Origin of the sequence: Acrocarpospora phusangensis, from assembly GCF_016862995.1 — a bacterium.
Lineage (GTDB): Bacteria > Actinomycetota > Actinomycetes > Streptosporangiales > Streptosporangiaceae > Acrocarpospora > Acrocarpospora phusangensis.
The window spans coordinates 1-22,511 of sequence record NZ_BOOA01000077.1 but is presented as its reverse complement, the minus strand read 5'-3'; the positions used below and the strand labels follow the sequence as shown (position 1 = coordinate 22,511).

20 protein-coding genes and 1 pseudogene are annotated in these 22,511 nt (G+C 70.0%); 14 read left to right on the top strand and 7 right to left on the bottom strand.

Features of this window, described 5'->3' with window-relative positions:
* Nucleotides 1–9 precede the first annotated feature (9 nt).
* The 4 genes from uvrA (at nt 10) to rapZ (ending at nt 6,544) form a co-directional block, all read left to right on the top strand.
* Nucleotides 10–2,850, top strand: coding sequence for an excinuclease ABC subunit UvrA (gene uvrA / locus Aph01nite_RS32815; RefSeq protein ID WP_204044925.1), 2,841 nt, complete (start codon nt 10–12; stop codon nt 2,848–2,850).
* 184 nt (nt 2,851–3,034) lie between these two features.
* Entirely contained in the window at nt 3,035–3,571 is a 537-nt protein-coding gene (locus Aph01nite_RS32810; RefSeq protein ID WP_204044924.1) for a Rieske (2Fe-2S) protein, read from the top strand.
* A gap of 172 nt (nt 3,572–3,743) precedes the next feature.
* Nucleotides 3,744–5,672, top strand: coding sequence for an excinuclease ABC subunit UvrC (uvrC, locus tag Aph01nite_RS32805; protein WP_204044923.1), 1,929 nt, complete (start codon nt 3,744–3,746; stop codon nt 5,670–5,672).
* A complete protein-coding gene (rapZ, locus tag Aph01nite_RS32800) occupies nt 5,669–6,544 on the top strand; it encodes an RNase adapter RapZ (protein ID WP_204044922.1) in 876 nt (291 codons plus the stop codon). The genes uvrC and rapZ overlap by 4 nt, the downstream gene beginning before the upstream one ends.
* Before the next feature lie 40 nt (nt 6,545–6,584).
* Here rapZ and Aph01nite_RS41785 read toward each other — a convergent pair whose 3' ends face one another.
* The gene (locus Aph01nite_RS41785) at nt 6,585–7,190 is read right to left on the bottom strand and encodes a zinc ribbon domain-containing protein (RefSeq protein ID WP_239162155.1); all 606 of its coding nucleotides are present in this window, start codon (nt 7,188–7,190) and stop codon (nt 6,585–6,587) included.
* 88 nt (nt 7,191–7,278) lie between these two features.
* On the opposite strand from Aph01nite_RS41785, the gene Aph01nite_RS32790 reads away from it, so the two are divergent.
* The 7 genes from Aph01nite_RS32790 (at nt 7,279) to Aph01nite_RS32760 (ending at nt 13,418) form a co-directional block, all read left to right on the top strand.
* On the top strand, nt 7,279–8,223 hold the full coding sequence (locus Aph01nite_RS32790) for a gluconeogenesis factor YvcK family protein (RefSeq protein ID WP_204044921.1): 945 nt from the start codon (nt 7,279–7,281) through the stop codon (nt 8,221–8,223).
* 246 nt (nt 8,224–8,469) lie between these two features.
* Nucleotides 8,470–9,450 carry a DNA-binding protein WhiA gene (gene whiA / locus Aph01nite_RS32785; protein ID WP_155337080.1) on the top strand — a complete coding sequence of 327 codons (981 nt, stop codon included), beginning with the start codon at nt 8,470–8,472 and terminating at the stop codon, nt 9,448–9,450.
* Between the two features lie 180 nt (nt 9,451–9,630).
* Complete coding sequence (gene gap, locus Aph01nite_RS32780) at nt 9,631–10,635, top strand: type I glyceraldehyde-3-phosphate dehydrogenase (RefSeq protein ID WP_204044920.1); 1,005 nt, start codon at nt 9,631–9,633, stop codon at nt 10,633–10,635.
* Nucleotides 10,635–11,837: a phosphoglycerate kinase gene (locus Aph01nite_RS32775; RefSeq protein WP_204044919.1), complete on the top strand. Its 1,203-nt coding sequence runs from the start codon at nt 10,635–10,637 to the stop codon at nt 11,835–11,837. The genes gap and Aph01nite_RS32775 overlap by 1 nt, the downstream gene beginning before the upstream one ends.
* The gene (gene tpiA, locus Aph01nite_RS32770; protein WP_373872353.1) at nt 11,827–12,606 is read left to right on the top strand and encodes a triose-phosphate isomerase; all 780 of its coding nucleotides are present in this window, start codon (nt 11,827–11,829) and stop codon (nt 12,604–12,606) included. The genes Aph01nite_RS32775 and tpiA overlap by 11 nt, the downstream gene beginning before the upstream one ends.
* Nucleotides 12,607–12,768: 162 nt before the next feature.
* Nucleotides 12,769–12,999 (top strand): preprotein translocase subunit SecG, encoded by a 231-nt coding sequence (secG, locus tag Aph01nite_RS32765; RefSeq protein ID WP_204044918.1) that lies wholly within the window; start codon nt 12,769–12,771, stop codon nt 12,997–12,999.
* 71 nt (nt 13,000–13,070) lie between these two features.
* Nucleotides 13,071–13,418, top strand: coding sequence for an RNA polymerase-binding protein RbpA (locus Aph01nite_RS32760; RefSeq protein WP_155337075.1), 348 nt, complete (start codon nt 13,071–13,073; stop codon nt 13,416–13,418).
* A gap of 48 nt (nt 13,419–13,466) precedes the next feature.
* Here the strand turns inward: Aph01nite_RS32760 and Aph01nite_RS32755 are convergent, their stop codons facing one another.
* Nucleotides 13,467–15,065 carry an amidohydrolase gene (locus Aph01nite_RS32755; RefSeq protein WP_204044917.1) on the bottom strand — a complete coding sequence of 533 codons (1,599 nt, stop codon included), beginning with the start codon at nt 15,063–15,065 and terminating at the stop codon, nt 13,467–13,469.
* Nucleotides 15,066–15,067: 2 nt separating this feature from the next.
* Nucleotides 15,068–16,459, bottom strand: coding sequence for an NAD(P)/FAD-dependent oxidoreductase (locus Aph01nite_RS32750; protein WP_204044916.1), 1,392 nt, complete (start codon nt 16,457–16,459; stop codon nt 15,068–15,070).
* 189 nt (nt 16,460–16,648) lie between these two features.
* Here Aph01nite_RS32750 and Aph01nite_RS32745 point away from each other — a divergent pair, with 189 nt between their 5' ends.
* Nucleotides 16,649–17,680: a GNAT family N-acetyltransferase gene (locus Aph01nite_RS32745; protein ID WP_204044915.1), complete on the top strand. Its 1,032-nt coding sequence runs from the start codon at nt 16,649–16,651 to the stop codon at nt 17,678–17,680.
* A 59-nt stretch (nt 17,681–17,739) separates the two neighbouring features.
* Nucleotides 17,740–19,761 (top strand): hypothetical protein, encoded by a 2,022-nt coding sequence (locus Aph01nite_RS32740; RefSeq protein ID WP_204044914.1) that lies wholly within the window; start codon nt 17,740–17,742, stop codon nt 19,759–19,761.
* On the opposite strand, the gene Aph01nite_RS32735 is transcribed toward Aph01nite_RS32740, so the two are convergent.
* On the bottom strand, nt 19,748–20,218 hold the full coding sequence (locus Aph01nite_RS32735) for a hypothetical protein (RefSeq protein WP_204044913.1): 471 nt from the start codon (nt 20,216–20,218) through the stop codon (nt 19,748–19,750). The two genes, Aph01nite_RS32740 and Aph01nite_RS32735, sit on opposite strands and share 14 nt — an antisense overlap.
* A gap of 92 nt (nt 20,219–20,310) precedes the next feature.
* On the opposite strand from Aph01nite_RS32735, the gene Aph01nite_RS32730 reads away from it, so the two are divergent.
* Complete coding sequence (locus tag Aph01nite_RS32730; RefSeq protein ID WP_204044912.1) at nt 20,311–20,586, top strand: hypothetical protein; 276 nt, start codon at nt 20,311–20,313, stop codon at nt 20,584–20,586.
* A gap of 400 nt (nt 20,587–20,986) precedes the next feature.
* Here Aph01nite_RS32730 and Aph01nite_RS32725 read toward each other — a convergent pair.
* The 3 genes and pseudogenes from Aph01nite_RS32725 to Aph01nite_RS32715 all read right to left on the bottom strand — a co-directional run.
* A pseudogene (locus tag Aph01nite_RS32725) lies at nt 20,987–21,457 on the bottom strand (Clp protease N-terminal domain-containing protein); the annotation flags it as partial.
* Nucleotides 21,458–21,493: 36 nt separating this feature from the next.
* Nucleotides 21,494–21,991, bottom strand: coding sequence for a GNAT family N-acetyltransferase (locus Aph01nite_RS32720; protein WP_204044910.1), 498 nt, complete (start codon nt 21,989–21,991; stop codon nt 21,494–21,496).
* Between the two features lie 20 nt (nt 21,992–22,011).
* Nucleotides 22,012–22,371, bottom strand: coding sequence for a hypothetical protein (locus Aph01nite_RS32715; protein ID WP_204044909.1), 360 nt, complete (start codon nt 22,369–22,371; stop codon nt 22,012–22,014).
* Between the last annotated feature and the right edge of the window lie 140 nt (nt 22,372–22,511).

Genomic DNA, 22,511 nt, shown 5'->3' with positions numbered 1-22,511 from the left:
GGGATCACCGTGGCTGACCGCCTTATCGTGCGTGGCGCACGTGAACACAACCTGAAGGACGTCTCGCTGGACCTGCCGCGGGACGCTCTGATCGTCTTCACCGGGCTGTCCGGCTCCGGCAAGTCCAGCCTGGCCTTCGACACCATCTTCGCCGAGGGCCAGCGGCGCTACGTGGAGTCCCTGTCGGCGTACGCGCGGCAGTTCCTGGGCCAGATGGACAAGCCGGACGTGGACTTCATCGAGGGCCTGTCCCCGGCGGTCTCCATCGACCAGAAGTCCACCAGCAGGAACCCCCGTTCCACGGTCGGCACGATCACCGAGGTCTACGACTACCTGCGGCTGCTCTGGGCCAGGATCGGCAAGCCGCACTGCCCCCAGTGCGCGCGGCCGATCGCCAGGCAGACCCCGCAGCAGATCGTCGACCGCGTGCTCGAACTGCCGGAGGGCACCCGCTTCCAGGTGCTCGCCCCGGTCATCCGCGGCCGCAAGGGGGAGTACGCGGAGCTGTTCCGCGAGCTCACCACCAAGGGCTTCGCGCGGGCCCGGGTGGACGGCACGGTCATCCGCCTGGAGGAGCCGCCGACCCTCAAGAAGTACGAGAAGCACGACATCGAGGTCATCGTGGACCGGCTCGCGGTCAAGGACACCGCCCGGCGGCGGCTGACCGACTCGGTGGAGACCGCCCTCCAGCTCTCCGGCGGCACCATCACCCTGGACTTCGTGGACCTCGACGCCGCCGACCCGAACCGGGAGCGCTTCTACTCCGAGCACCTCTACTGCCCCTACGACGACCTGTCGTTCGAGGAGCTGGAGCCCCGCTCGTTCTCGTTCAACTCCCCGTTCGGCGCCTGCCCGGAGTGCACCGGCCTGGGCACCCGGATGGAGGTCGACCCCGAGCTGGTCGTGCCCGACCCGGAGCGCACCCTCGGCGACGGCGCGATCTCGGTCTGGTCCGGCGGCCACACCAGCGACTACTTCGAGAAGCTGATGGAGGGCCTCGGCAACGCCCTCGGCTTCGACCTGGACACCCGCTGGGACCGCCTCTCCAAGCAGGCCCAGAAATCCCTGCTGTACGGGCACGACGAGCAGATCCACATCCGCTACAGCAACCGGTACGGCCGGGAGCGCTCGTACTACACCAACTTCGAGGGCGCGATCACCTGGGTGCAGCGCCGCCACGCCGAGTCGGAGAGCGACGCCGCCCGGGAGAAGTACGAGGGCTACATGCGGGAGGTGCCCTGCCCGGCCTGCAAGGGCAGGCGCCTCAAGCCCGTCTCGCTGGCCGTGACCGTCGGCGGCTCCTCCATCGCCGAGGTGTCCTCGCTGTCCATCGGCGAGTGCGCGCGCTTCCTGAGCGGCTTCAAGCTGTCCGAGCGGGACATGCACATCGCCGAGCGCGTGGTCAAGGAGATCAACGCCCGGCTGGGCTTCCTGCTGGACGTCGGGCTCGACTACCTGACGCTGGACCGGGCGGCGGGCACCCTGGCCGGCGGCGAGGCGCAGCGCATCCGGCTGGCCACCCAGATCGGGTCCGGCCTGGTCGGCGTGCTCTACGTGCTGGACGAGCCGTCCATCGGCCTGCACCAGCGGGACAACCAGCGGCTGCTGGAGACCCTCATCCGCCTGCGCGACATGGGCAACACGCTGATCGTCGTCGAGCACGACGAGGACACCATCGCCGCCGCCGACTGGGTGGTGGACATCGGCCCCGGCGCGGGCGAGCACGGCGGCCAGGTCGTCGTGTCCGGCACCGTGGACGAGCTGCTGGCGAGTGAGGAGTCGCTGACGGGGGCGTACCTGTCGGGGCGGCGGGAGATCGCGGTCCCGGCCAAGCGCCGCAAGCGCGACCGCAAGCGGCAGCTCACCGTGAAGGGCGCGCGGGAGCACAACCTGACCGGCGTGGACGTGGAGTTCCCGCTCGGCGTCTTCACCGCCGTCACCGGGGTGTCAGGCTCCGGCAAGTCCACCCTGGTCAACGACATCCTCTACAACGCGCTGGCCAAGGAGCTGCACAACGCCCGCACGGTGCCCGGCCGGCACTCCCGGGTGCTGGGCATGGACCTGCTGGACAAGGTCGTGCACGTCGACCAGTCCCCGATCGGGCGCACGCCCCGCTCCAACCCGGCCACCTACACCGGCGTGTTCGACCACGTCAGGAAGCTGTTCGCGCAGACCACCGAGGCGAAGATCCGCGGCTACCAGCCGGGCAGGTTCAGCTTCAACGTCAAGGGCGGGCGCTGCGAGGCCTGCTCCGGCGACGGCACGATCAAGATCGAGATGAACTTCCTCCCGGACGTGTACGTGCCCTGCGAGGTCTGCCACGGCGCCCGGTACAACCGGGAGACCCTGGAGGTCCATTACAAGGGCAAGACCATCGCCGAGGTCCTGGACATGCCGATCGAGGAGGCCCTGCACTTCTTCGACGCCATCCCGGCCATCCGCCGCCACCTGGACACCCTCAACGCGGTGGGCCTCGGCTACGTACGGCTCGGCCAGCCCGCCACCACCCTCTCCGGCGGCGAGGCGCAGCGCGTCAAGCTCGCCTCCGAGCTCCAGCGCCGCTCCACCGGCCGGACCGTCTACGTCCTGGACGAGCCCACCACGGGCCTGCACTTCGAGGACATCCGCCGCCTGCTCGGGGTGCTCAACCGCCTGGTCGACAACGGCAACACGGTCATCGTCATCGAGCACAACCTGGACGTCATCAAGACCGCCGACTGGGTGATCGACATGGGTCCCGAGGGCGGTTCGAGGGGCGGCCTGGTGGTGGCCACCGGCACCCCGGAGGACGTCGCGCTGATCGACGCCAGCCACACCGGGGCGTTCCTCCGCAAGATTCTGGGCCTGTGAGGAGTTCTTCGGGCCAATCGGTAATTGTCCATACTCCGCCGGTTACGGGTACGGCATGCTGAACCCTCATCGGGGTGACAGCCGTACTTAAGGACAACAGACCCCAGTGGAGGGCGTGACTATGGATTCTTCCGGCAACTCCCTGCCGATTACCGAGATGTCTTCGACGATGAGCTCTTCGACGATGAACTCTGCGACGGCCGAGCGGCTGGAGCCGACACGGCGGGCCGTGGTGCTTGGCGTGGGCGGCGCGGGGCTCGCGGTCGCCTTGACGGCTTGCACGGGTTACCAGTCGGGTGGGGGGACCGTGGCGGAGCCGCAGGACCCGCCGGCCGACGACCCGCCGGGCAACGACCCGCCCGCCGGTGAGGTGACCGGGGACGGTACTGGGACCGAGGAGGAGGAGCCGCCGCCGGCCGAGGAGGAGCCGCCGGCCGCGGCCTTCGCCAAGACGGCGGACATCCCCGAGGGCGGTGGCAAGATCTTCGAGAGTGAGAAGATCGTGATCACCCAGCCCACGGCGGGGCAGTTCAAGTGCTTCACCGCGGTCTGCACCCACCAGGGCTGCACGGTCGCCAGCATCTCCAACGGCACCATCAACTGTCCCTGCCACGGCAGCCGTTTCAAGATCGAGGACGGTTCGGTGGCCGGCGGTCCCGCCAAGGGACCCCTGGAGGAGAAGAAGATCAGCGTGACCGGGGACAGCATCGCGCTCGGCTGACCTGATCGGCCCCTGACTGCGGGATCCATCCGCTGTGTGGCCGGATGGGGGTCTCGCGCGCGCCGGTACTCCTGGGGTGGAGGGCTGCTCGCGGCTACGGGAAGCTCTCTCGGCGCGTACCGGCCCCGCGTCCCTTGCCCAGGGACGCGGGGCCGGGCCTTTCCAGCCGGGAATGTCGGTGCGGGCCAGTAGGCTTTTGGGCGTGGCAGATCCGGCAACCTACCGACCGGCGCCCGGATCGATTCCCGAGTCGCCAGGGGTTTACCGCTTCCGCGACCCCGGCGGCCGGGTGATCTACGTGGGCAAGGCGAAGAGCCTGCGGCAGCGGCTCAACTCCTACTTCGCGGACTTCGCGAGCCTGCATTTCCGGACCCAGTCGATGCTCACCACCGCCGCCCGGGTGGACTGGACGGTGGTCCGCACCGAGGTGGAGGCGCTCCAGCTCGAGTACTCCTGGATCAAGGAGTTCGACCCCCACTTCAACGTGAAGTACCGGGACGACAAGTCGTATCCGTACCTCGCGGTCACCATGGGGGAGGACTTCCCCCGTGTGCAGGTCCTGCGCGGGGCCAAACGCAAGGGCACCCGCTACTTCGGGCCGTACTCGCACGCCTGGGCCATCCGCGAGACCGTGGACCTGCTGCTGCGCGTCTTCCCCATCCGGTCCTGCTCGGCCGGCGTCTTCAAACGGGCCGGCCAGATCGGGCGGCCGTGCCTGCTCGGCTACATCGACAAGTGCTCGGCGCCCTGCGTCGGCCGGGTGACGCCCGAGGAGCACCGCGCCCTCGCCGAGGACTTCTGCGACTTCATGGCGGGCAACACCACCAGGTTCATCAAACGCCTCGAACAGGCCATGCGGGAGGCCGCCGCCACCCAGGAGTACGAGCGGGCCGCCCGCCTCAGGGACGACGTGCAGGCCCTGCAGAAGGCGCTGGAGAAGCAGGCCGTGGTGCTCGGCGACGCCACCGACTGCGACGTCATCGCCCTGGCCGAGGACCCCCTGGAAGCGGCCGTGCAGGTCTTCTACGTGCGCGGCGGCCGGATCCGCGGCCAGCGCGGCTGGGTCGTCGACAAGGTGGAGGAGACCTCGCCCGGCGCGCTCGTGGAGCACTTCCTGCTCCAGATGTACTCCGAGGCCGAGATCCCCAGGGAGATCCTCGTCCCGGCCCTGCCGCCCGACCACGACGCGGTCCTGGAGCTGCTCGGCGAGCAGCGCGGCGCCCGGGTGGACGTCAGGGTGCCCCAGCGCGGCGACAAGAAGTCCCTGATGGAGACCGTCGAACGCAACGCCAAAGAGGCCCTCACCCAGCACAAGCTGCGCCGCTCCAGCGACCTGACCACCCGCGGCAAGGCCCTCCAGGAGATCGCCGACGCGCTGGAACTCGACCAGGCGCCGCTCCGGATCGAGTGCTACGACGTCTCCCACATCCAGGGCACCAACGTGGTCGCCTCCATGGTCGTCTTCGAGGACGGGCTGGCCCGCAAGAGCGAGTACCGGCGCTTCCAGATCAAGAGCGCGGAAGGTGACGTGGCCTCCATCCACGAGGTCATCACCCGCAGGTTCAAGCGCTACCTGGAGGAGCGCAGCGCCACCGGCGAACTCGGCGGCGAGCCCGTCGGGGAACCCATCGACCCGGAGACCGGGAGGCCGCGCAAGTTCGCGTACCCGCCGAACCTGGTGGTGGTGGACGGCGGGCCCGCGCAGGCCGCGGCCGCCCACCGGGCCCTGGCCGAGCTCGGCGTGGACGACGTGGCCGTCTGCGGGCTGGCCAAGCGGCTGGAGGAGGTCTGGCTGCCCGGCGACGACCAGCCGGTCATCCTGCCCCGCTCCAGTGAGGGCCTTTACCTGCTGCAACGCGTCCGGGACGAGGCGCATCGCTTCGCCATCACCTACCATCGAGCCAAGAGGTCGCGAACGCTCAAGGAGAGCGCCCTGGACGAGGTTCCTGGTCTCGGCCCGGCGCGACGGCAGGCGCTTCTGCGACACTTCGGATCCGTGAAACGGTTGAGTGACGCCACCGCCGAGGAGATCCGCGAGGTTCCGGGAATCGGTCCGTCGACGGCTGAGGCGATCGTGGCGGCGTTGCAGGGAGAGAGATGAGCGAGAGCACCGGCGAGCCCGCATTCGTGCTCGTCACGGGCATGTCCGGGGCCGGGCGCAGCACGGCCGCGAAGGCCCTGGAGGACCTGGGCTGGTTCGTGATCGACAATCTGCCGCCGGGACTGCTGTTCTCCCTGGCGGAGGAGGCCGGGCGGGTCAACCTGGCCGCCGACAAGGTGGCCGCCGTGGTGGACGTGCGTTCGCTGGCGTTCACCACCGACCTGAACGCGGCCATCGAGGAGCTGGACGGCCGCGGCGTCGGGGTCCGCGTGGTCTTCCTGGAGGCCAGCGACGACGCCCTGGTGCGCCGCTTCGAGAACGTGCGCCGGCCGCACCCGCTGCAGGCCGACGGCCGCCTGGTGGACGGCATCGACCGCGAGCGCGGCATCCTGCGCGAGGTCCGCGCCAACGCCGACCTGGTCATCGACACCTCCAAGCTCAACGTGCACGAGCTGCGGAGCAAGATCGTCTCCTTCTTCGGCGGCGAGGACCGGCCCGGCCTCAAGGTCAACATCGTCTCCTTCGGCTACAAGTACGGCCTGCCGGTGGACGCCGACCTCGTCGTGGACTGCCGCTTCCTCCCGAACCCGCACTGGGTGCCGGAACTGCGCCCCATGAGCGGCCTGGACGCCCCCGTCCGGGAGTACGTGCTGGGCCAGCCCGGCGCGAAGGAGTTCCTCGACGGCTACGAGGACCTGTTCGGCGTCATCGCCGCGGGGTACACCCGCGAGGGCAAGAGCTACGCCACCCTCGCGGTCGGCTGCACCGGCGGCCGGCACCGCAGCGTGGCCATGGCTGAGCAACTGGGCGGCCGTCTGCGCGAGCGCGGCATGGAGGTGCAAGTGAGCCATCGCGATGTAGGCCGCGATTGACATCCTCCCCTCGTGAAACAGCGGGGGATTCCAACAGCGTCTACCCCGTTAGGAGGCGATCGCGTTGAGGTTCGCGGTGCACCGGCCCGGCAGCCCGTGGCCCTTCCCGCGCGGACACGGCATGTCCTGCCGCGTGTGCGATGTCCCTGGCCGCGTTCACGTCCGCATGGCCGGCGTATCCGCAGGACCTGCACCGGAAGACGGCTTGGCTCTCGCGCGCCTCCCGGTCCACGATCCCGCACGCACAGCACCGCTGACTGGTGTAGGCGGGATTGACCTTGACCACCCGGCCGGGCGCCTTCAGCAGCTGTCCACTCGGCAGGGCCGCCGAGACCGCCACACCCCGGTCCACGCCGACGATCTCTCCGTTTCCCGGCGCTGGGGCGGGGGCGGGGATGGCGGCGAAGGCGATGAGCCAGCGACCCGAGGCGTCGCGAGTCACCCGGTAGGACTTCACTCCGACCGGTATCGGCCGCGACCATCGCAAGAGCACCCAGCCGACCTTGGGGACGCGGACCTCGCCCATGTGGCGGGACAGGCGGCGCGCATCGCCCGCCTTGACCGCGCAGTGCTCCAGCAGCGCCGCCTCTTGGGCGGACGTCGGCTGCAGCCGGTAGCGGGACACGCCGAACAAGTTAGCCGCCACGACCGACAGAACCGGGAGGCTGCCATGTGGGACCGTTCCGCATTCCAGTTCCGCCCTGAAGGACAGAGTCTGCACACTGTAGGTACCGGTGAGTGATGCGGCCCCCGAAGTGAAAGTTGTCGCGTTAGGGGGTGGCCATGGGCTGCACGCGTCCCTGTCGGCGCTCAGGAGGGTCACGGCCGATCTGACGGCCGTCGTCACGGTGGCGGACGACGGCGGGTCCAGCGGGCGGCTCCGGCGGGAGCTGGGGGTGCTGCCACCGGGGGACCTGCGGATGGCGCTGGCCGCGCTGTGCGGGGACGACGAGTGGGGGCAGACCTGGAGCCGGGTCGTGCAGCACCGCTTCAGGAGCGGCGGCGAGCTGCACGGGCACGCGGTCGGGAACCTGCTGATCGTGGCCCTGTGGGAGCTGCTGGACGATCCGGTGCAGGCCCTGGAGTGGGTGGGCCGGCTGCTGGGCGCGCACGGGCGGGTGCTGCCGATGGCCGCCGTGCCGCTGGACATCCAGGCCGAGGTGGAGCTGGACGGCCTGGTCACCACCGTGCGCGGCCAGGTCGCCTGCGCGCTCACCCCCGGGCGGGTGCAGGCCATCTCGCTGGTGCCGCCCGATCCGCCGGTCTCGCCGGAGGCGGTGCGGGCCATCCACGACGCCGACTGGGTGGTGTTCGGCCCCGGCTCCTGGTTCACCAGCGTGCTGCCGCACCTGAAGGTCCCCGAGCTGGCCCGCGCCCTGTGCGCGACCAGCGCCCGCCGCCTGGTCATCCTCAACCTGGCCCCCCAGCCGGGCGAGACCGACGGGTTCTCCCCCCAGGAGCACCTGGAGGTGCTGCGTCAGCACGCCCCCACCCTGCTGGTGGACGCCGTCGTCGCGGACACCTCGGTGACCGGCGACCCGACCGAGCTGGAGAAGGCCGTGGTGGCCCTCGGCGGGCGTCTGGTTTTGGCGGATGTAGGGGCCTCTGACGGGTCTCCGCGGCACGATGCACCCCGTCTTGCCCAGGTCCTGGACGAGATTTTCCGCGAGAAGCGGTGATCCCCCCCTACCGGGGTGCGAGAGACTGACCACGGCGCCGGGCGGTCGCCGAGAGGGTTTCTGCGGCTGCCCGGAACTGAGGCCACCGGTCGGATGGCCGCTTCGGGGAATTTCGCGAAGGCGCGCCGGTGTCTGGACTGAGGAGCGCGGGGAGCGAGGCGACCCGGGACGACGAGGGAGACACCGGCGAAGGCGCCGGAGCAGCCGCGCCCGCGGGCGCGGACATAGACACGGAGGACACTGGCGATGGCGATGACGGGCGTTGTGAAGGATGAACTGAGTCGCCTTCCCGTGCTGAAGCCCTGCTGCCGCAAAGCCGAGGTGTCCACGTTGCTGCGCTTCGCCAGCGGCCTGCATCTGGTCGGCGGGCGGATCGTGATCGAGGCCGAGCTGGACACCAACGTGACCGCGCGCCGGCTCATCAAGGACATCGGCGAGGTCTTCGGCCACAAGGCCGAGGTGCTCGTGCTGGCGCCCGCCGGGCTGCGCAAGGGCTCCCGGTACGTGGTGCGCGTCTACAAGGACGGCGAGGCCCTCGCCCGCCAGACCGGCTTGATCGACAACCACGGCCGCCCGGTCCGCGGCCTGCCCCGCCAGGTGGTCTCGGGGGCCACCTGCGACGCGGAGGCGGCCTGGCGGGGGGCGTTCCTGGCGCACGGCTCGCTGACCGAGCCGGGCAGGTCCATGTCGCTGGAGGTCACCTGCCCGGGGCCGGAGGCCGCGCTGGCCCTGGTCGGCTCCGCCCGCCGGTTGAAGATCCACGCCAAGGCCCGCGAGGTGCGCGGCGTGGACCGCGTGGTGGTCAGGGACGGCGACGCGATCAGCGCCCTGCTGACCCGGCTGGGCGCGCACGACAGCGTGCTGGCCTGGGAGGAGCGCCGGATGCGCCGCGAGGTGCGGGCCACCGCCAACCGGCTGGCCAACTTCGACGACGCCAACCTGCGCCGGTCCGCCCGCGCGGCGGTGGCGGCGGGGGCCCGGGTGCAGCGGGCCCTGGAGATCCTCGGCGAGGAGGCCCCCGAGCACCTGGTGGTGGCGGGCCGGCTCCGGGTCGAGCACAAGCAGGCGTCGCTGGAGGAGCTCGGCCAGATCGCGGACCCCCCGCTGACCAAGGACGCGATCGCCGGGCGCATCCGCCGCCTGCTCGCGATGGCCGACAAACGCGCCCAGGACCTCGGCCTGCCCAACACGGAGGCGAACTTGACCGCGGACATGCTGTCGGGCTGATCCGGAGGGGCGTTGACAGACCCCCGGAAGCAGGACGGTTTGCGGCAAACCGTAAAATTTAGCGTCAGTTTTATGACGTCTCGACCTGTGGGACCCTCACGTGGTCTAAACCAATTTGAGTCCGATAGGGTCTGGACCGAGGTTTCAGTCACGTAACGACGTACGAGGAGATCGGATCCCGTGAGCATCCGCGTAGGCGTGAACGGCTTCGGCCGTATCGGCCGCAACTTCTGGCGTGCCGCCGCCGCCAGCGGCAAGGACATCGAGATCGTCGCTGTCAACGACCTGACCGACAATGCCACGCTCGCCCACCTGCTGAAGTACGACAGCATCCTGGGCCGCCTGCCGTACGAGGTGAAGGCGTCGGCGGACGAGATCACGGTTGACGGCAAGGCCATCAAGGCGTTCGCCGAGCGCGACCCGGCCAAGCTGCCCTGGGGCGACCTGGGCGTGGACGTGGTGGTGGAGTCGACCGGCTTCTTCACCGACGCCAACAAGGCCAAGGTGCACGCCGAGAACGGCGCCAAGAAGGTCATCATCTCCGCTCCGGCGAAGAACGAGGACGTCACGGTCGTGATGGGCGTCAACCACGAGTCGTACGACCCGGCGGCGCACACGATCATCTCCAACGCCTCCTGCACCACCAACTGCCTGGCCCCGCTCGGGAAGGTGCTGAACGACACGTTCGGCATCGAGAAGGGCCTGATGACCACGATCCACGCGTACACCCAGGACCAGAACCTGCAGGACGGGCCGCACAGCGACCTGCGCAGGGCCCGGGCCGCCGCGCTGAACATCGTGCCCACCTCGACCGGCGCCGCCAAGGCCATCGGCCTGGTGCTGCCCGAGCTCAAGGGCAAGCTGGACGGCTACGCGCTGCGGGTGCCGATCCCCACCGGCTCGGCCACCGACCTCACCGTGGAGCTCAAGCGCGAGGTCACCGTGGAAGAGGTCAACGCCGCGTTCAAGGCCGCCGCCGAGGGCGCGCTCAAGGGCTACCTCAGCTACACCGAGGACGACATCGTCTCCGCCGACATCGTCACCGACCCCTCCTCCTGCATCTTCGACGCCGGCCTGACCAAGGTCATCGGCAACCAGGCGAAGGTCGTCGGCTGGTACGACAACGAGTGGGGCTACTCCAACCGCCTCGTGGACCTCATCGAGTACGTGGGTGCCTCGCTCTGATGCGTGGTTTCGAGGAACTCGACGTGAAAGGTCGGCGCGTGCTCGTACGCGCCGACCTGAACGTGCCCCTGGACGGTGAGACGATCACCGACGACGGCCGGATCAGGGCCTCGATCCCCACGATCAGGAACCTGGCCGGCCGCGGCGCCATGGTGATCGTCTGCGCCCACCTGGGCCGGCCGAAGGGCACGCCGAACCCCAAGTACTCGCTGGCCCCGGTCGCGAAGCGGCTGGCCGAGCTGCTCGGCGAGCCGGTGGAGTTCGCCTCCGACGTGGTGGGCGAGTCCGCCCAGGCGGCCATGGCGGGCCTGCGCGACGGCCAGGTGGCGCTGCTGGAGAACCTGCGCTTCGAGCCGGGCGAGGAGTCCAAGGACGACGCGGAGCGGGCTCTGTTCGCGGGCAGGCTGGCGGCCCTCGCCGACCTCTACGTGGGCGACGGCTTCGGCGCGGTGCACCGCAAGCACGCTTCGGTCTACGACGTGCCCCGGCTGCTGCCGCACGCGGCGGGCGGCCTGGTGCTGGCCGAGGTCGAGGTGCTGAAGCGGCTGACCGAGGACCCGGCCCGGCCGTACGCGGTGGTGCTCGGCGGGGCGAAGGTGTCCGACAAGCTCGGCGTCATCGCCAACCTGCTGACCAAGGTCGACCGGCTGCTCATCGGCGGCGGCATGGCCTACACCTTCCTCAAGGCGCAGGGTTACGAGGTCGGCAAGTCGCTGCTCCAGGAGGACAAGCTGGGCGACGTGCGCGGCTTCCTGGACGAGGCCGCCGCGCGCGGCGTGGAGCTGGTGCTCCCGGTGGACGTGCTGGCCGCCGAGGGCTTCGCCGCCGACGCCGCCCACGAGGCGGTGGACGCCACCGCGATCCCCGCCGACCGGGAGGGCCTGGACATCGGCCCGCGCACCCGCGAGCTGTTCGCGGCCAAGCTGGCCGACGCCAAGACGGTGTTCTGGAACGGCCCGATGGGCGTGTTCGAGTTCGACGCCTTCTCCGGGGGCACCCGCGCGGTCGCCGAGGCGCTGATCGCCTCCGACGCGTTCACGGTGGTCGGCGGCGGCGACTCGGCCGCGGCCGTGCGCAGGCTGGGCCTGCCCGAGGACGGCTTCTCCCACATCTCCACGGGCGGCGGCGCCTCCCTGGAATACCTTGAGGGCAAGACCCTGCCGGGACTGGCCGCGCTGGAGGACGATCAGGTTGAGTCGTAAACCGCTCATCGCCGGCAACTGGAAGATGAACAAGAACCACCTTGAGGCGATCAAGCTGGTTCAGGGGCTGGCCTTCGAGCTCACCGACAAGGACTTCGACAAGGTCGAGATCGCGGTGCTGCCCCCGTTCACCGACCTGCGCAGCGTGCAGACCCTGGTGGACGGCGACAAGCTCCGGATCGAGTACGGCGCGCAGGACCTGTCCCCGCACGACTCCGGCGCCTACACCGGGGAGATCTCCGGCGCGCAGCTGGCCAAGCTGGGCTGCACCTTCGTGCTGGCCGGCCACTCCGAGCGGCGGCAGTACCACGCCGAGGACGACGCGCTGGTCAACACCAAGGTGAAGGCCGCCTTCCGGCACGAGCTCACGCCCATCCTGTGCGTGGGCGAGGGGCTGCCCATCCGGCAGGCCGGGGACCAGGTGCCGTACACGATCGCGCAGGTCGACGGGGCGCTGGAGGGGATCGGCGCGGAGCAGGCGAAGTCGATCGTCATCGCGTACGAGCCGGTGTGGGCCATCGGCACGGGCGAGGTGGCGACCCCGGAGGACGCGCAGGAGGTCTGCGGGGCCATCCGGACCCGACTCGCCGCGCTGTACGACCGCGAGGTGGCCGACGCCGTCCGTATCCTTTACGGGGGTTCGGTGAAGTCGGACAACACCGCGGGGATCATGGCCAAGCCCGATGTCGACGGCGCGCTCGTCGGCGGGGCTAGTCTGGATCCAGGAGAGTTCGTCAAGATTTGTCGTTTTGGCGAGATGTCTGGCTAGCTCACCCGTTTGGTGGGTGCGACTTGACAACAAGCCGTACCCTCATATCAATGAGAAACGCGTGATCCAGGCGGCCATGGCCGGCCGTGGGGCGCGTTTCTCGTTGGCCAAGCAAGATTGAATCGTCACGCCGTTTAAGGCGCTACCGGGAACAGGTCTACGGTGACTATCGGAATCTCCATCGCGCTCATTCTGTCGAGCCTCCTCATGATCCTTCTCGTCCTGCTCCACAAGGGCAAAGGCGGAGGTCTGACGGACATGTTCGGCGGTGGCTTCGCGTCGTCGTTCGGTGGCTCGTCCGTCGTGGAACGTAACCTCGACCGCCTCACGATCATCACGGGCACCGTGTGGTTCGTGTGCATCATCGCGCTCGGCCTGCTGCTCAAGCCGTAGCAGTCCACCGCGTGACATAGATTCATTTCTCCCCCGCCAATCTCGCGGGGCGATCGAGGAGGAGTTCATCCGTGGGTAGTGGCAACGCGATCCGTGGCAGCCGTGTCGGCGCCGGTCCGATGGGCGAGGCCGAGCGTGGCGAGGCGGCCCCCCGCGTGCGGGTCTCGTTCTGGTGCGCGAACATGCACGAGACGCGGCCCAGCTTCGCCAGCGACGCGGCCGTGCCGGAGCACTGGGACTGTCCCCGGTGCGGCCTGCCGGCCGGTCAGGACGAGGCCAACCCGCCCGCTCCGCCGCGGAACGAGCCGTACAAGACGCATCTCGCGTACGTGAAGGAGCGCCGTAGCGACAACGACGGCGCCCAGATCCTCGCGGAGGCGCTGGAGCGGCTGCGCTCCTCCTCTCGCCCGATCTACTAGGCGGTCACGTCGAAACCCCCGGCTCCACGGAGCCGGGGGTTTCGCGTTTCAGTGGACCTGTTCCCCGTCGACGAAGGTGGCGGACACGGAGGTCGTCCAGATGTCGGCCGGGTCGAGCGTGAACGGGTCGCGGTCCAGGACGGCCAGGTCGGCGGGACGGCCGGGCTCGATGACGCCGGCGGGGGAGCCGTTCAGCCAGGCCGAGCCGGAGGTGTACGCGGTCAGCACCGTCCGCAGGCCGATGCTCTGGCCGGGCAGGAACGGCGTCTGCGCGGTCGGGTAGCCGGAATGGTGGGAGCTGGGAGGCTCGGTACGGTTCACCGCCACGTGCATGGCCTGGATCGGGTCGGCCGACGAGACCGGCCAGTCGGAGCCGGCGGCCAGCCGGGTGCCGTGCGCGACCAGGTCGGCGAACGGGTACTGCCAGTCGGAGCGCGGGAAGCCCAGGTACGGGATGCAGAGCTCGTCCATCTGGGCGTGGTGGGTGGCCCAGAGGGGCTGCAGGTTCGCGGTCACGTTCAGTTCGGCGAAGCGCGGCACGTCCGGCGGCGTGATGATCTGCAGGTGCGCGATGTGGTGGCGGTTGGCGGGGTCGGTGCCGGTGAGGGCGTCCAGGCACTCGCGTACGGCGCGCTCCCCGATGGCGTGGAAGTGCACCTGGAAGCCGAGGGCGTCCAGCTCCCGGACGTGGCTCTTGAGCAGGTCCGGGTCCACGTAGGACAGGCCGGTGCCGCCGCAGCGGCAGTACGGCTCGATGACGGCGGCGGTGAAGTTCTCCGCGATGCCGTCCTGCATGATCTTGACGGCGGTGGCGCGGAAGCGGTCCAGCCCTTCGGCCGAGGCGCGCCGCTCGGCCAGCGAGGCGATCTGCTCGGCGCCCCGGGTGCGGTCCCACCACAGGGCGCCGACGACGCGGGCCTTCAGCGAGCCGTCCGCGGCGGCGGCCACGTAGGTGGGCAGCTGGTCGTCGGAGCCCGCGTACGAGCCGACGATGGCGTCCTGCCAGCCGGTGATGCCGAGGGAGAACAGGTAGCGCTGGGCGTCCAGGAGGGCGGCGGTCAGGTCGGCGGGGGTGGGGCGGGGGGTCAGCAGGCCGACCAGGTCCATCGCGCCCTCGTGCAGCACGCCGGAGGGGGTGCCGTCGGGGTCGCGCTCGATCCGGCCGTCCGGCGGGTCGGGGGTGGCCGCGGTGATCCCGGCGAGTTCCAGGGCGCGCGTGTTCACCCAGGCGGCGTGGTGGTCCCGCTGGATCAGGTACGCGGGCCGGTCCAGGAAGTCCAGCTGGCTCCGATGCGGCAACCCACCCGGAAACGCCGACATATCCCAGCCGCCACCATCAATCCACGATTTATCGGGATTTTTCGTGGCGTAGTCGGTGACTCGGGCGAGGTAGGCGTCCAGGCCGAACACCTCGGACAGCTCGCAGCGCGCGCGTTCCAGGCCCGCCTGCACCGGGTGGATGTGCGCGTCGGTGAACCCCGGGGTGAGCAGTCCGCCGTCCAGCTCGTACGGCTCGGCGTGCGGCGCGAGCCGTACCAGCTCGGACTCGGAGCCCACGGCGGCGACGAGGCCGTCGCGGACCAGGACCGCTTCGGCGAAACCCTCGGGCGTGAAGGCACGGCCACCGCGGAACAGCAAGTCGGTCATATTCAGTGTCCTGTGATCATGTCGGCGATACGGGCGAGGACGGAGGTGCGCGGCATGCCGCCGGCCTCCCGGGCGTCGGCGAGCCGGTAGAGACGGTACATCGAGTGCACGCCCAGCCAGCGCAGGGGCTCCGGTTCCCAGCGGCGGACCCGCCTGCCGACCCAGGGCAGGCTGGTGAGGCCGGTCTCGCGGCCGAGGGACAGGTCGGCGAGGGTGCGCCCGGCCAGGTTGGCGGCGGCGACGCCGTGGCCGGTGTAGCCGCCCGCCCAGCCGAGGCCGCCGCGCCGGTCCAGGCCGACGGTGGCGCACCAGTCGCGGGGCACGCCCAGGACGCCCGACCAGGCGTGTTCCACCCTGGTTTCCCGCAGGGCGGGGAAGAAGCCGGTGAGGAGGCGCCAGAGGGCGTCCACGGTCCAGTCGTGGGTGTGGCCGCGGTCGTCGAGGCGGGAGGCGTACAGGTAGGGGCGGCCGCGGCCGCCGAAGGCGATGCGGTCGTCGGCGGTGCGCTGGGCGTACATGTAGTAGTGGGCCATGTCGCCGAGGAGCTCGCGGCCGTCCCAGCCGATCTCGTCCCAGTTCGCCAGGGGCTCGGTGACGATCATCGAGCTGTTCATCGGGAGCCAGTCGCGGTGGTGTCCCGGCACGGCGGCGGTGAAGCCCTCGGTGCAGCGCAGCACCAGCTCGGCGCGGACGGTCCCGCCCGGCGTGACCGCCCGGCCGGGGCCGATCTCGGTGACCGGCGTGCCCTCGTAGATCGTCACACCCAGATCCCGTACGGCCTGGGCCAGGCCTCTGGCCAGTTTCGCCGGCTGGATCCGGGCGCAGTGGGGGCTCCAGGAGGCGGCGAGGGCGCCCTCGACCCTGATCCTCGTGGCGGTCTCGTGCGGGCTGAGCAGGTCCACGTCGTCGCTCGTCCAGCCCCAGGCGCGCTGGCCGGCGATCTCGGCGCGCAGCCGGGCGGCCTGGGCGGGGGTGCGGGCCACGTTGAACAGGCCGCCCTTGACCACGTCGGCGTCGATCGCCTCGTCGGCGGCGACCTTGATCACCTCGTCCACGGCGGCGAACATCTCGCGCTGGAACCTGATCGCGCTGTCCCTGCCGTGCCGTTTCGCGTACCGGGCGGCGGAGCCGGGGAGCAGGCCGGCCAGCCAGCCGCCGTTGCGGCCGGACGCGCCGAAACCGGCGAACTCCTTCTCCAGGACGGCGATCCGCAGCCCGGGATCGGCCTTCTTCAGGTAGTACGCGGTCCACAGCCCGGTGTATCCCGCTCCGACGACGGCCACATCCGCCTGGACGTCCCCGGCCAGGGGTTCGGCGGGTGAAGGCACGCCGAGCGAGCGATACCAGAAGGACACGTCCCCGTTGACGAAACCCGGAGCGAGCGGAGCGTTCATGCGTTCATCCTGCTATATCCGTCATAGTCTCGTCATCTGGCGACGGAAGTCGCGGCCGATCCCGCGTGCCACCGCGAGAAGCGAAGCTTTGTAAGGACTTTTCGGTAAAGAAACGACTGACACACCCTTGTGTAGCAATCGTGTAACAGTTGTCCGGCAGTCTGGTCCGTACTGGAAGGAGCGGAGTTCATGGGGTTCTTGCGCATTCGTACGACGGTGGACGAACGTCCGGGCCGGCTGGCCTCCCTCGCCTCGGCGCTGGCCGAGAAGGGCGGCAACATCCTCGGGCTGTCCGTGCAACCGGACACCGACGGCACGGTCGACGAGTTCGTCGCCGACATCCCCGCCTCGCCGGAGGACGTACGGGCCGCGCTGGAGGAGGCCGGCGGGCGGCGCGTGCTCGTCCTGCCCGCCAGCGCGCACGAGCTCACCGACGAACCCACCCGCGTCCTGCTCCTCGCGTCCCGGCTGCGCGCGACGCCCTGGCGCCTCCCGGAGATCCTCCGCGAGCTGCTGCGCGCCGACGACGCCCGCTGGGTCTTCGGCTCGGACGTCTCCGGCATGCCGGACCCGACCCTGCTGACCGTGCCCGTCGCGTCCCGCCGCTCGATCCGGCTGCGCCGGGCCGGGCTGCCGTTCACCCTCACCGAAGCCGCCCGCGCCGCCGCGCTCGTCCGGCTCGCCCAGCCGCCCGCCGACCAGGCCTCCGGCGACCGTTCCATCCGGCTGCCCGACGGGGCCGAGGTGCAGGTCAAGCCGCTCGACCCGCTGCACCGCGAAGCCGTACGCGACCTGCACGAACGGTGCTCGCCCGAGGCGCGGCGCTTCCGCTACTTCACCGCGATGCCGACGCTCGCGCCGCGCGTCTTCGATCGCCTCTGCGACCGCAAGCGCGGCCACACCCTGGTGGCCGGCCGCGACGGCCAGTTCGTCGCGCTCGCCTCCCTGATTTTCACGCCCGACCCGGGCATCGCCGAGTTCGCCCTCCTCATCGAGGACCGCTGGCAGGGCCGCGGCCTCGGCACCGCCCTGGCCCGCGCCCTCCTCACCGAGGCCCGCGACCTCGGGTTCGCCGAAGTGCGCGCCACCCTGCTGTCCGACAACACCCGGATGCGCCGTCTGCTCCTGTCGCTGGGCGCCACACTCAACTACACCGAGGACCCGGGCGTCCTCGAAGCCCGCATCGCGGTGGGCGTGCTCGCGGCGGCCCCGACCCTGTAACGCCTGCCGATGTGGCGCTGAACCTCGCGGAGGTGCGTCCGTCCCCGATGATGGAGGGCATGGCGGAGAGATCCTCTGTACCACCGGGGACCGGGCCGTTCGCGCCGGAGTTCGCCGGGATCGACGCGGGGCTGATGAACGCGTTCATCGGCGAGATGGAGCGGGCGGGTCAGGTCATCGCCGAACACGCCGAGAACATCCGGCGGGAGCTGGCCGCCGTGGACCTTCCGGCGGCGGGGCTCGCGCCCATCCGGGAGATCGGCGGCTGGGCCGAGCAACAGGTGCCCCGGCTCCGGCAACGAGTCGCGGCCATCACCGCCCCTGTGCCCTCTGCCCTGGGCAGTTTCGGTACGGGGCTGCGGCCGTATCGGGAGACGACGCTCGCTCCCGCCGAAGCGCGCCGCCGGGGGACCGAGCTGGGTCGGCGGTTCTCGGACGTCGATCCGGACGAGTTCCGGCTGATCGGGCCGTACGCGTCGGACCGGATCGCGGCGGTCTTCGCCGACCTGGCCGAACACCAGCACGACGCGGTCTTCACCGCCGCCTTCTTCGCGGCCATCGGCCCGGCCGGAATCCGCCGCGTCATCTCCGACCTCTGGCGTCTCCCCGAGGAGGACCGCGCAGCCGCCCGCCTCACGGCCAGTACGGCTTTCGCCACGGCCGTCGGCGGCGGGCAGGATGTTCCCGGGTTCGCCAACGCCCTGAAGGCCGTGGAGGAATCGAAAGACGCCGAGAACACGGAAGCCCTCGCCACCCTGGTGAGCCAGGGCAACTACCCGGACGTATGGCTGGCCGACCTCGTCACACCCGCACTGAGCCCTGACAGCGGCGTCGGCGTGCTGACCCTGGCCAATCTTCTCAACGCCCTGGGCAACAACCCCGGCGCGGCCCGCCTGGCGATCGGCCGCGCGGCCCGGCTCAGCCCCCGCCCAGCCCCGCCAACCCTCGACCTGCCCTTCGGCCGGCTTCCCCTGTTCCCCGAAAAGTGGGACGACCGCCCCGAACTAGCCGAGTTCCTTCAAGGACTCAACGATCGGGCCAAGGGGCAACGAGAGACATCAGACGCCTTCGGGAGGCTCCTGGCGGCAGCCTCCGGCACCTACGACGAGCAGGACGGCAAGCACACCCAGGAGGCGGCGTTCTTCGCCTACACCGTGATGACCTCAGCGGACGAGTGGCGCCTGAACGACGCCACCCGAATCCATATGGCGGAGATCGCGGGTTCGTACGCCACGGAGATCACATTGGGTGCGAACCTGGGCGACGCGGACATGACCAAAGACAGCGCCATGCAGGTTACGCCCGGCCTGTTCGAGTGGACGCCGCCCCCGGGGCTGCGCGGCGCCTTCCGGCTGAGCCCCGAAGACACTTTCCGCTTCATGACCACGTTCGCCGCGACCCCGGTGACCCGCCAGCCCTTCGACGTGGGAATGGACGCGCTTCTTCACCGCTTCCTTCCGCGTGCCTCTCAACTCGCTCGTAGCAGCGAGGATCCCGTCCCGCTGGACAACTTGTTCTCGGCGATGGGCAACGTACGCGGCTTCGAGCTGGCCGCCGCGGTTCGGGTGCTGAAGCCCGAGGACGATGACGTCGATAGCGCCGAGAAGGCGGAGAGCTTCCTGTCGGGGCTCGCTCTGGCGGTCGCCGGGCTGGTTCATCCCGTCACCGCCATCCCCAGGACGTGGAGCGCGCTCTCTGCCGGAGTCTCCGCCTACTACACCTACGGCCGGGATCCGAAGGTGCAGGTCGAAGACCTGGAGAAGCTGGATGGGGCGGAAACCCTCGCTCGCCAGTACATGGCTGCGCAGGTGCTCGGCGAACAGGGGTTCGCCCCGGTGGTGCCGCCGACGGGATTCCTCGCCGGCTCGGATGGGGGAGTGAGGCCCTTCACCGAGATCGTCGAGCGGGGGCAGTCGGGTTTGAAGGTTCTCGACCAGTGGTTCATCGACAACGGCATGGGCAAGGGAGACGAGTTCGCTTTCGGGCAGTTGAGCCTTCGCCAGGCGAGAAACTTCGACGGAGCGAAGAACCCTGCTTTTCAGCGGGCTCGCCTCTATACGGACAAGCTCACGACGGATTGAGGCAGTCGGTCTCGCCGCTGACGGCGTATCGCCCGTTTTCGGAAGAGTTCAGATGTAGCGACGTTTTCGTGTTTTCGCTGACGACGCTGAACTGCTGATCGCCCGGACCGGTCATTTCGTAGTCGGCGAACTCGTTCAGGGCGCTGAGCATCTGGAGATTGAGCGTCCGGGGCTGGGTCTGTTCTGCACTGTCCAGTCCGGTCGCGGCGAAGGTGCGTTTGACCCTGTCGTCGGGGCAGGGGATGTCTTTGCCGCCGGCGTCGGTGATCTGGATGTTCTGGGCGAACACCTCGTTGAGCAGTGTGAGGATATGCGTTTTGAGGGTTTCCCCCGCCTCGGCCGCGGTCGGTTCCGTCTCGCGGCGGTCGACCACGGCCAGGGCGACCCCCGCGACCAGGACGGCCGCCAGGAGCGTCGCGCCGAGCCGTACGAGAAGGCTCCGGTTGGAACGGGGCATTGGATATCCTCCGAAGAGCTGGCCGTCTGAGCGCACGATCTCATATCGTCCGGGAGAGCGCGCAAGCCGTTCCGAGGAGATAGGGGAAAGGTATGGCCCCCGAACCGCAGGATATGGCACCCAATCCCCGCAGGGAGGAATTGCAGCGCGCACTCGCGCAGGTGCGCGCGCACGCGGCACGCCTGGAAGCGGCCCTGGACCCGGCACATGCGGCATTCACCGGCAAAGCGGTCTGGGTCGGCCCGGCAGCGCGCGACTTCACCGGCGAACTCGCCGGACGCAGAACCCGCCTGCGCGCGCTCACCCGCCGCATCGTCGAAGACCTCGAGAACGAACTACGCTCCACACCCGAGAAAACCAGGCCGTAGAGCGCCAAACGAATGACCCAAAGTCCCCGCTTCTCGTCGTTATCCGGCGCCGTTAACGCAGGTGACACTACTCGCCGCACCGGCGCTGAGATCAGCTGGCTCAGCCTGTCAGAGGCTTTGAAAGAGCGAGACCGGTCGCGATTGGCGCCGGTGCGGCGCGAACTGGGCAGCTACGTCGTCGGCGCCGGATAACGGCGAGGAGCGACGAGTTCGGAAAGGGTGGAAGCCACGATCAGCTGGCTTCTTCTTCGGGGGGGTCTTTGAGGGGGCGGCCGGGGTCTGGGGGGGCGCCCATGGCGTCCAGGCGGCGGTTGATGGCGTCGAGGCTGGCCTGGATGCGCAGGAGGAGGGGGTATTGGGCGGTCATGCGGCGGTTGACCGCGGCCGCGACGGCGTCGAAGGTCGTGGGGTGGGGCTCGTCGGGGCGTTCGGGGGCGGTGACGCCGAGGATGTCGATGATGCGTTCGCGGACCTGGTGCAGGAAGGCGCCCTGTTCGTGGAGGACGGTGGCGGCGACTCCCTCGCCCTCCCGGATCAGGCCGAGCAGGATGTGCTCGGTGCCGATGTAGTTGTGGTTGAGGTGTAGCGCCTCACGCAGGGACAGTTCCAGCACTTTCTTGGCCCGGGGTGTGAAGGGGATGTGCCCCATCGGCTGGTTCTTGCCCACGCCGATGGTCTCCTGGACCTTGTCCCGGAGACCCGCGAGGTCGATGCCGCAGTCCCGCAGCGCCTGCGCGGCCACGCCCTCCTCCTCGCGTACGAGGCCGAGCAGGATGTGCTCGGTGCCGATGTAGTTGTGGTTGAGCAGCCGGGCTTCCTCCTGAGCCAGGACCACGACGCGCCGGGACCGGTCGGTGAAGCGCTCGAACACGGGGGACCTCCGTCCGCATAAGAAGACGCGTCTCCACTATGCGCCAGATTCGCCCTCCCCGGGCAGGACGAACCGTTTGAGAATCCCGTTCGGCCCGGGCCGTTCCCCTTCGAGGGACATGCCCAGGGCCGCGGTCACCCGCTCGGAGGCGTGATTCCCCGCGTCGGTCTCCGCGATCACCGTGATCGGCCCGACATGGTCGAGTACGGCCCGCGCCGACTCGGTCGCCAGCCCTCGCCCCCAATGCGGCGGATCTACACTGTAAAGGAGCTCGGCCTGCCCGTCGTCGGTTGCCCGCAACCCGCAGACCCCGACCGGCTCGTCCTCCTCCAGCAGGAGCCAGAGCCCGTACCCGTACCGGTCGAAGTCCTCGGCGCTGTCCTCGACGATCTCGGTGACCAGCGTCGCGGAGACCGCCTCGTCGTCGAAGAGGAACCGCCGGACCTCCGGCCGGTTCCAGTGCGCGAGCAGCCAGGAGGCGTCGTCGCCGGAAATGGGCCGAAGGACCAGCCTGGTGCCTTTGAGCACGGTCATCCTCCGAGCCAACCACAGACTCAGCGGTTGCGGCGACGCCCCAGCGCGTACGCGAAGTTGACCAGGACGATGCCGGTCCAGGCGGTGATGATCCCGGGCAGGCCCGCGCCCACGGCGGCGGCTCCGGTGAGCGGGATGGCGATGCCGAGCGAGCCGAGCGCCAGGCCGAGGGCGCGCCCGCCCTCCGCGCGGTCCTCGCGGGCGCGTTCCTTGGGGTTGGGCAGGCGCCGGGACGCCTCGGCCGCGACCTGGGCCGCGATGGTGGCCTCGATCCGGTTGAGGAAGGACTCGGTCAGCGCCGCCTCGTACTCGGGTCCGAGATCGCGCCGCGCCGCGATGGTCGCGCGCAGATCGTCGCGCGGGAAGGAAGGATCCGCCATACCAACAATCTGCCAGAGATATATCGCGACTGGGTATATGTCGGACGTGGATCTCAACGATGCCGCGGAAACCCTCTACGCGCTGCCTCCCGCCGAGTTCACCGCCGCCAGGGACGCCCTCGCCAAGGAGGCCAAGACGG

Excerpts from the sequence above, each read along its gene's own strand:
- Aph01nite_RS32775 (WP_204044919.1), top strand. The coding sequence starts at position 10,635 with ATGCGTGGTTTCGAGGAACTCGACGTGAAAGGTCGGCGCGTGCTCGTA.
- Aph01nite_RS32755 (WP_204044917.1), bottom strand. The coding sequence starts at position 15,065 with ATGACCGACTTGCTGTTCCGCGGTGGCCGTGCCTTCACGCCCGAGGGT.
- Aph01nite_RS32750 (WP_204044916.1), bottom strand. The coding sequence starts at position 16,459 with ATGAACGCTCCGCTCGCTCCGGGTTTCGTCAACGGGGACGTGTCCTTC.
- Aph01nite_RS32720 (WP_204044910.1), bottom strand. The coding sequence starts at position 21,991 with ATGACCGTGCTCAAAGGCACCAGGCTGGTCCTTCGGCCCATTTCCGGC.
- Aph01nite_RS32740 (WP_204044914.1), top strand. The coding sequence starts at position 17,740 with ATGGCGGAGAGATCCTCTGTACCACCGGGGACCGGGCCGTTCGCGCCG.
- Aph01nite_RS32730 (WP_204044912.1), top strand. The coding sequence starts at position 20,311 with ATGGCCCCCGAACCGCAGGATATGGCACCCAATCCCCGCAGGGAGGAA.
- Aph01nite_RS32745 (WP_204044915.1), top strand. The coding sequence starts at position 16,649 with ATGGGGTTCTTGCGCATTCGTACGACGGTGGACGAACGTCCGGGCCGG.
- uvrC (WP_204044923.1), top strand. The coding sequence starts at position 3,744 with ATGTCGGTGCGGGCCAGTAGGCTTTTGGGCGTGGCAGATCCGGCAACC.
- Aph01nite_RS32715 (WP_204044909.1), bottom strand. The coding sequence starts at position 22,371 with ATGGCGGATCCTTCCTTCCCGCGCGACGATCTGCGCGCGACCATCGCG.
- whiA (WP_155337080.1), top strand. The coding sequence starts at position 8,470 with ATGGCGATGACGGGCGTTGTGAAGGATGAACTGAGTCGCCTTCCCGTG.
- Aph01nite_RS32735 (WP_204044913.1), bottom strand. The coding sequence starts at position 20,218 with ATGCCCCGTTCCAACCGGAGCCTTCTCGTACGGCTCGGCGCGACGCTC.
- rapZ (WP_204044922.1), top strand. The coding sequence starts at position 5,669 with ATGAGCGAGAGCACCGGCGAGCCCGCATTCGTGCTCGTCACGGGCATG.
- Aph01nite_RS32810 (WP_204044924.1), top strand. The coding sequence starts at position 3,035 with ATGAACTCTGCGACGGCCGAGCGGCTGGAGCCGACACGGCGGGCCGTG.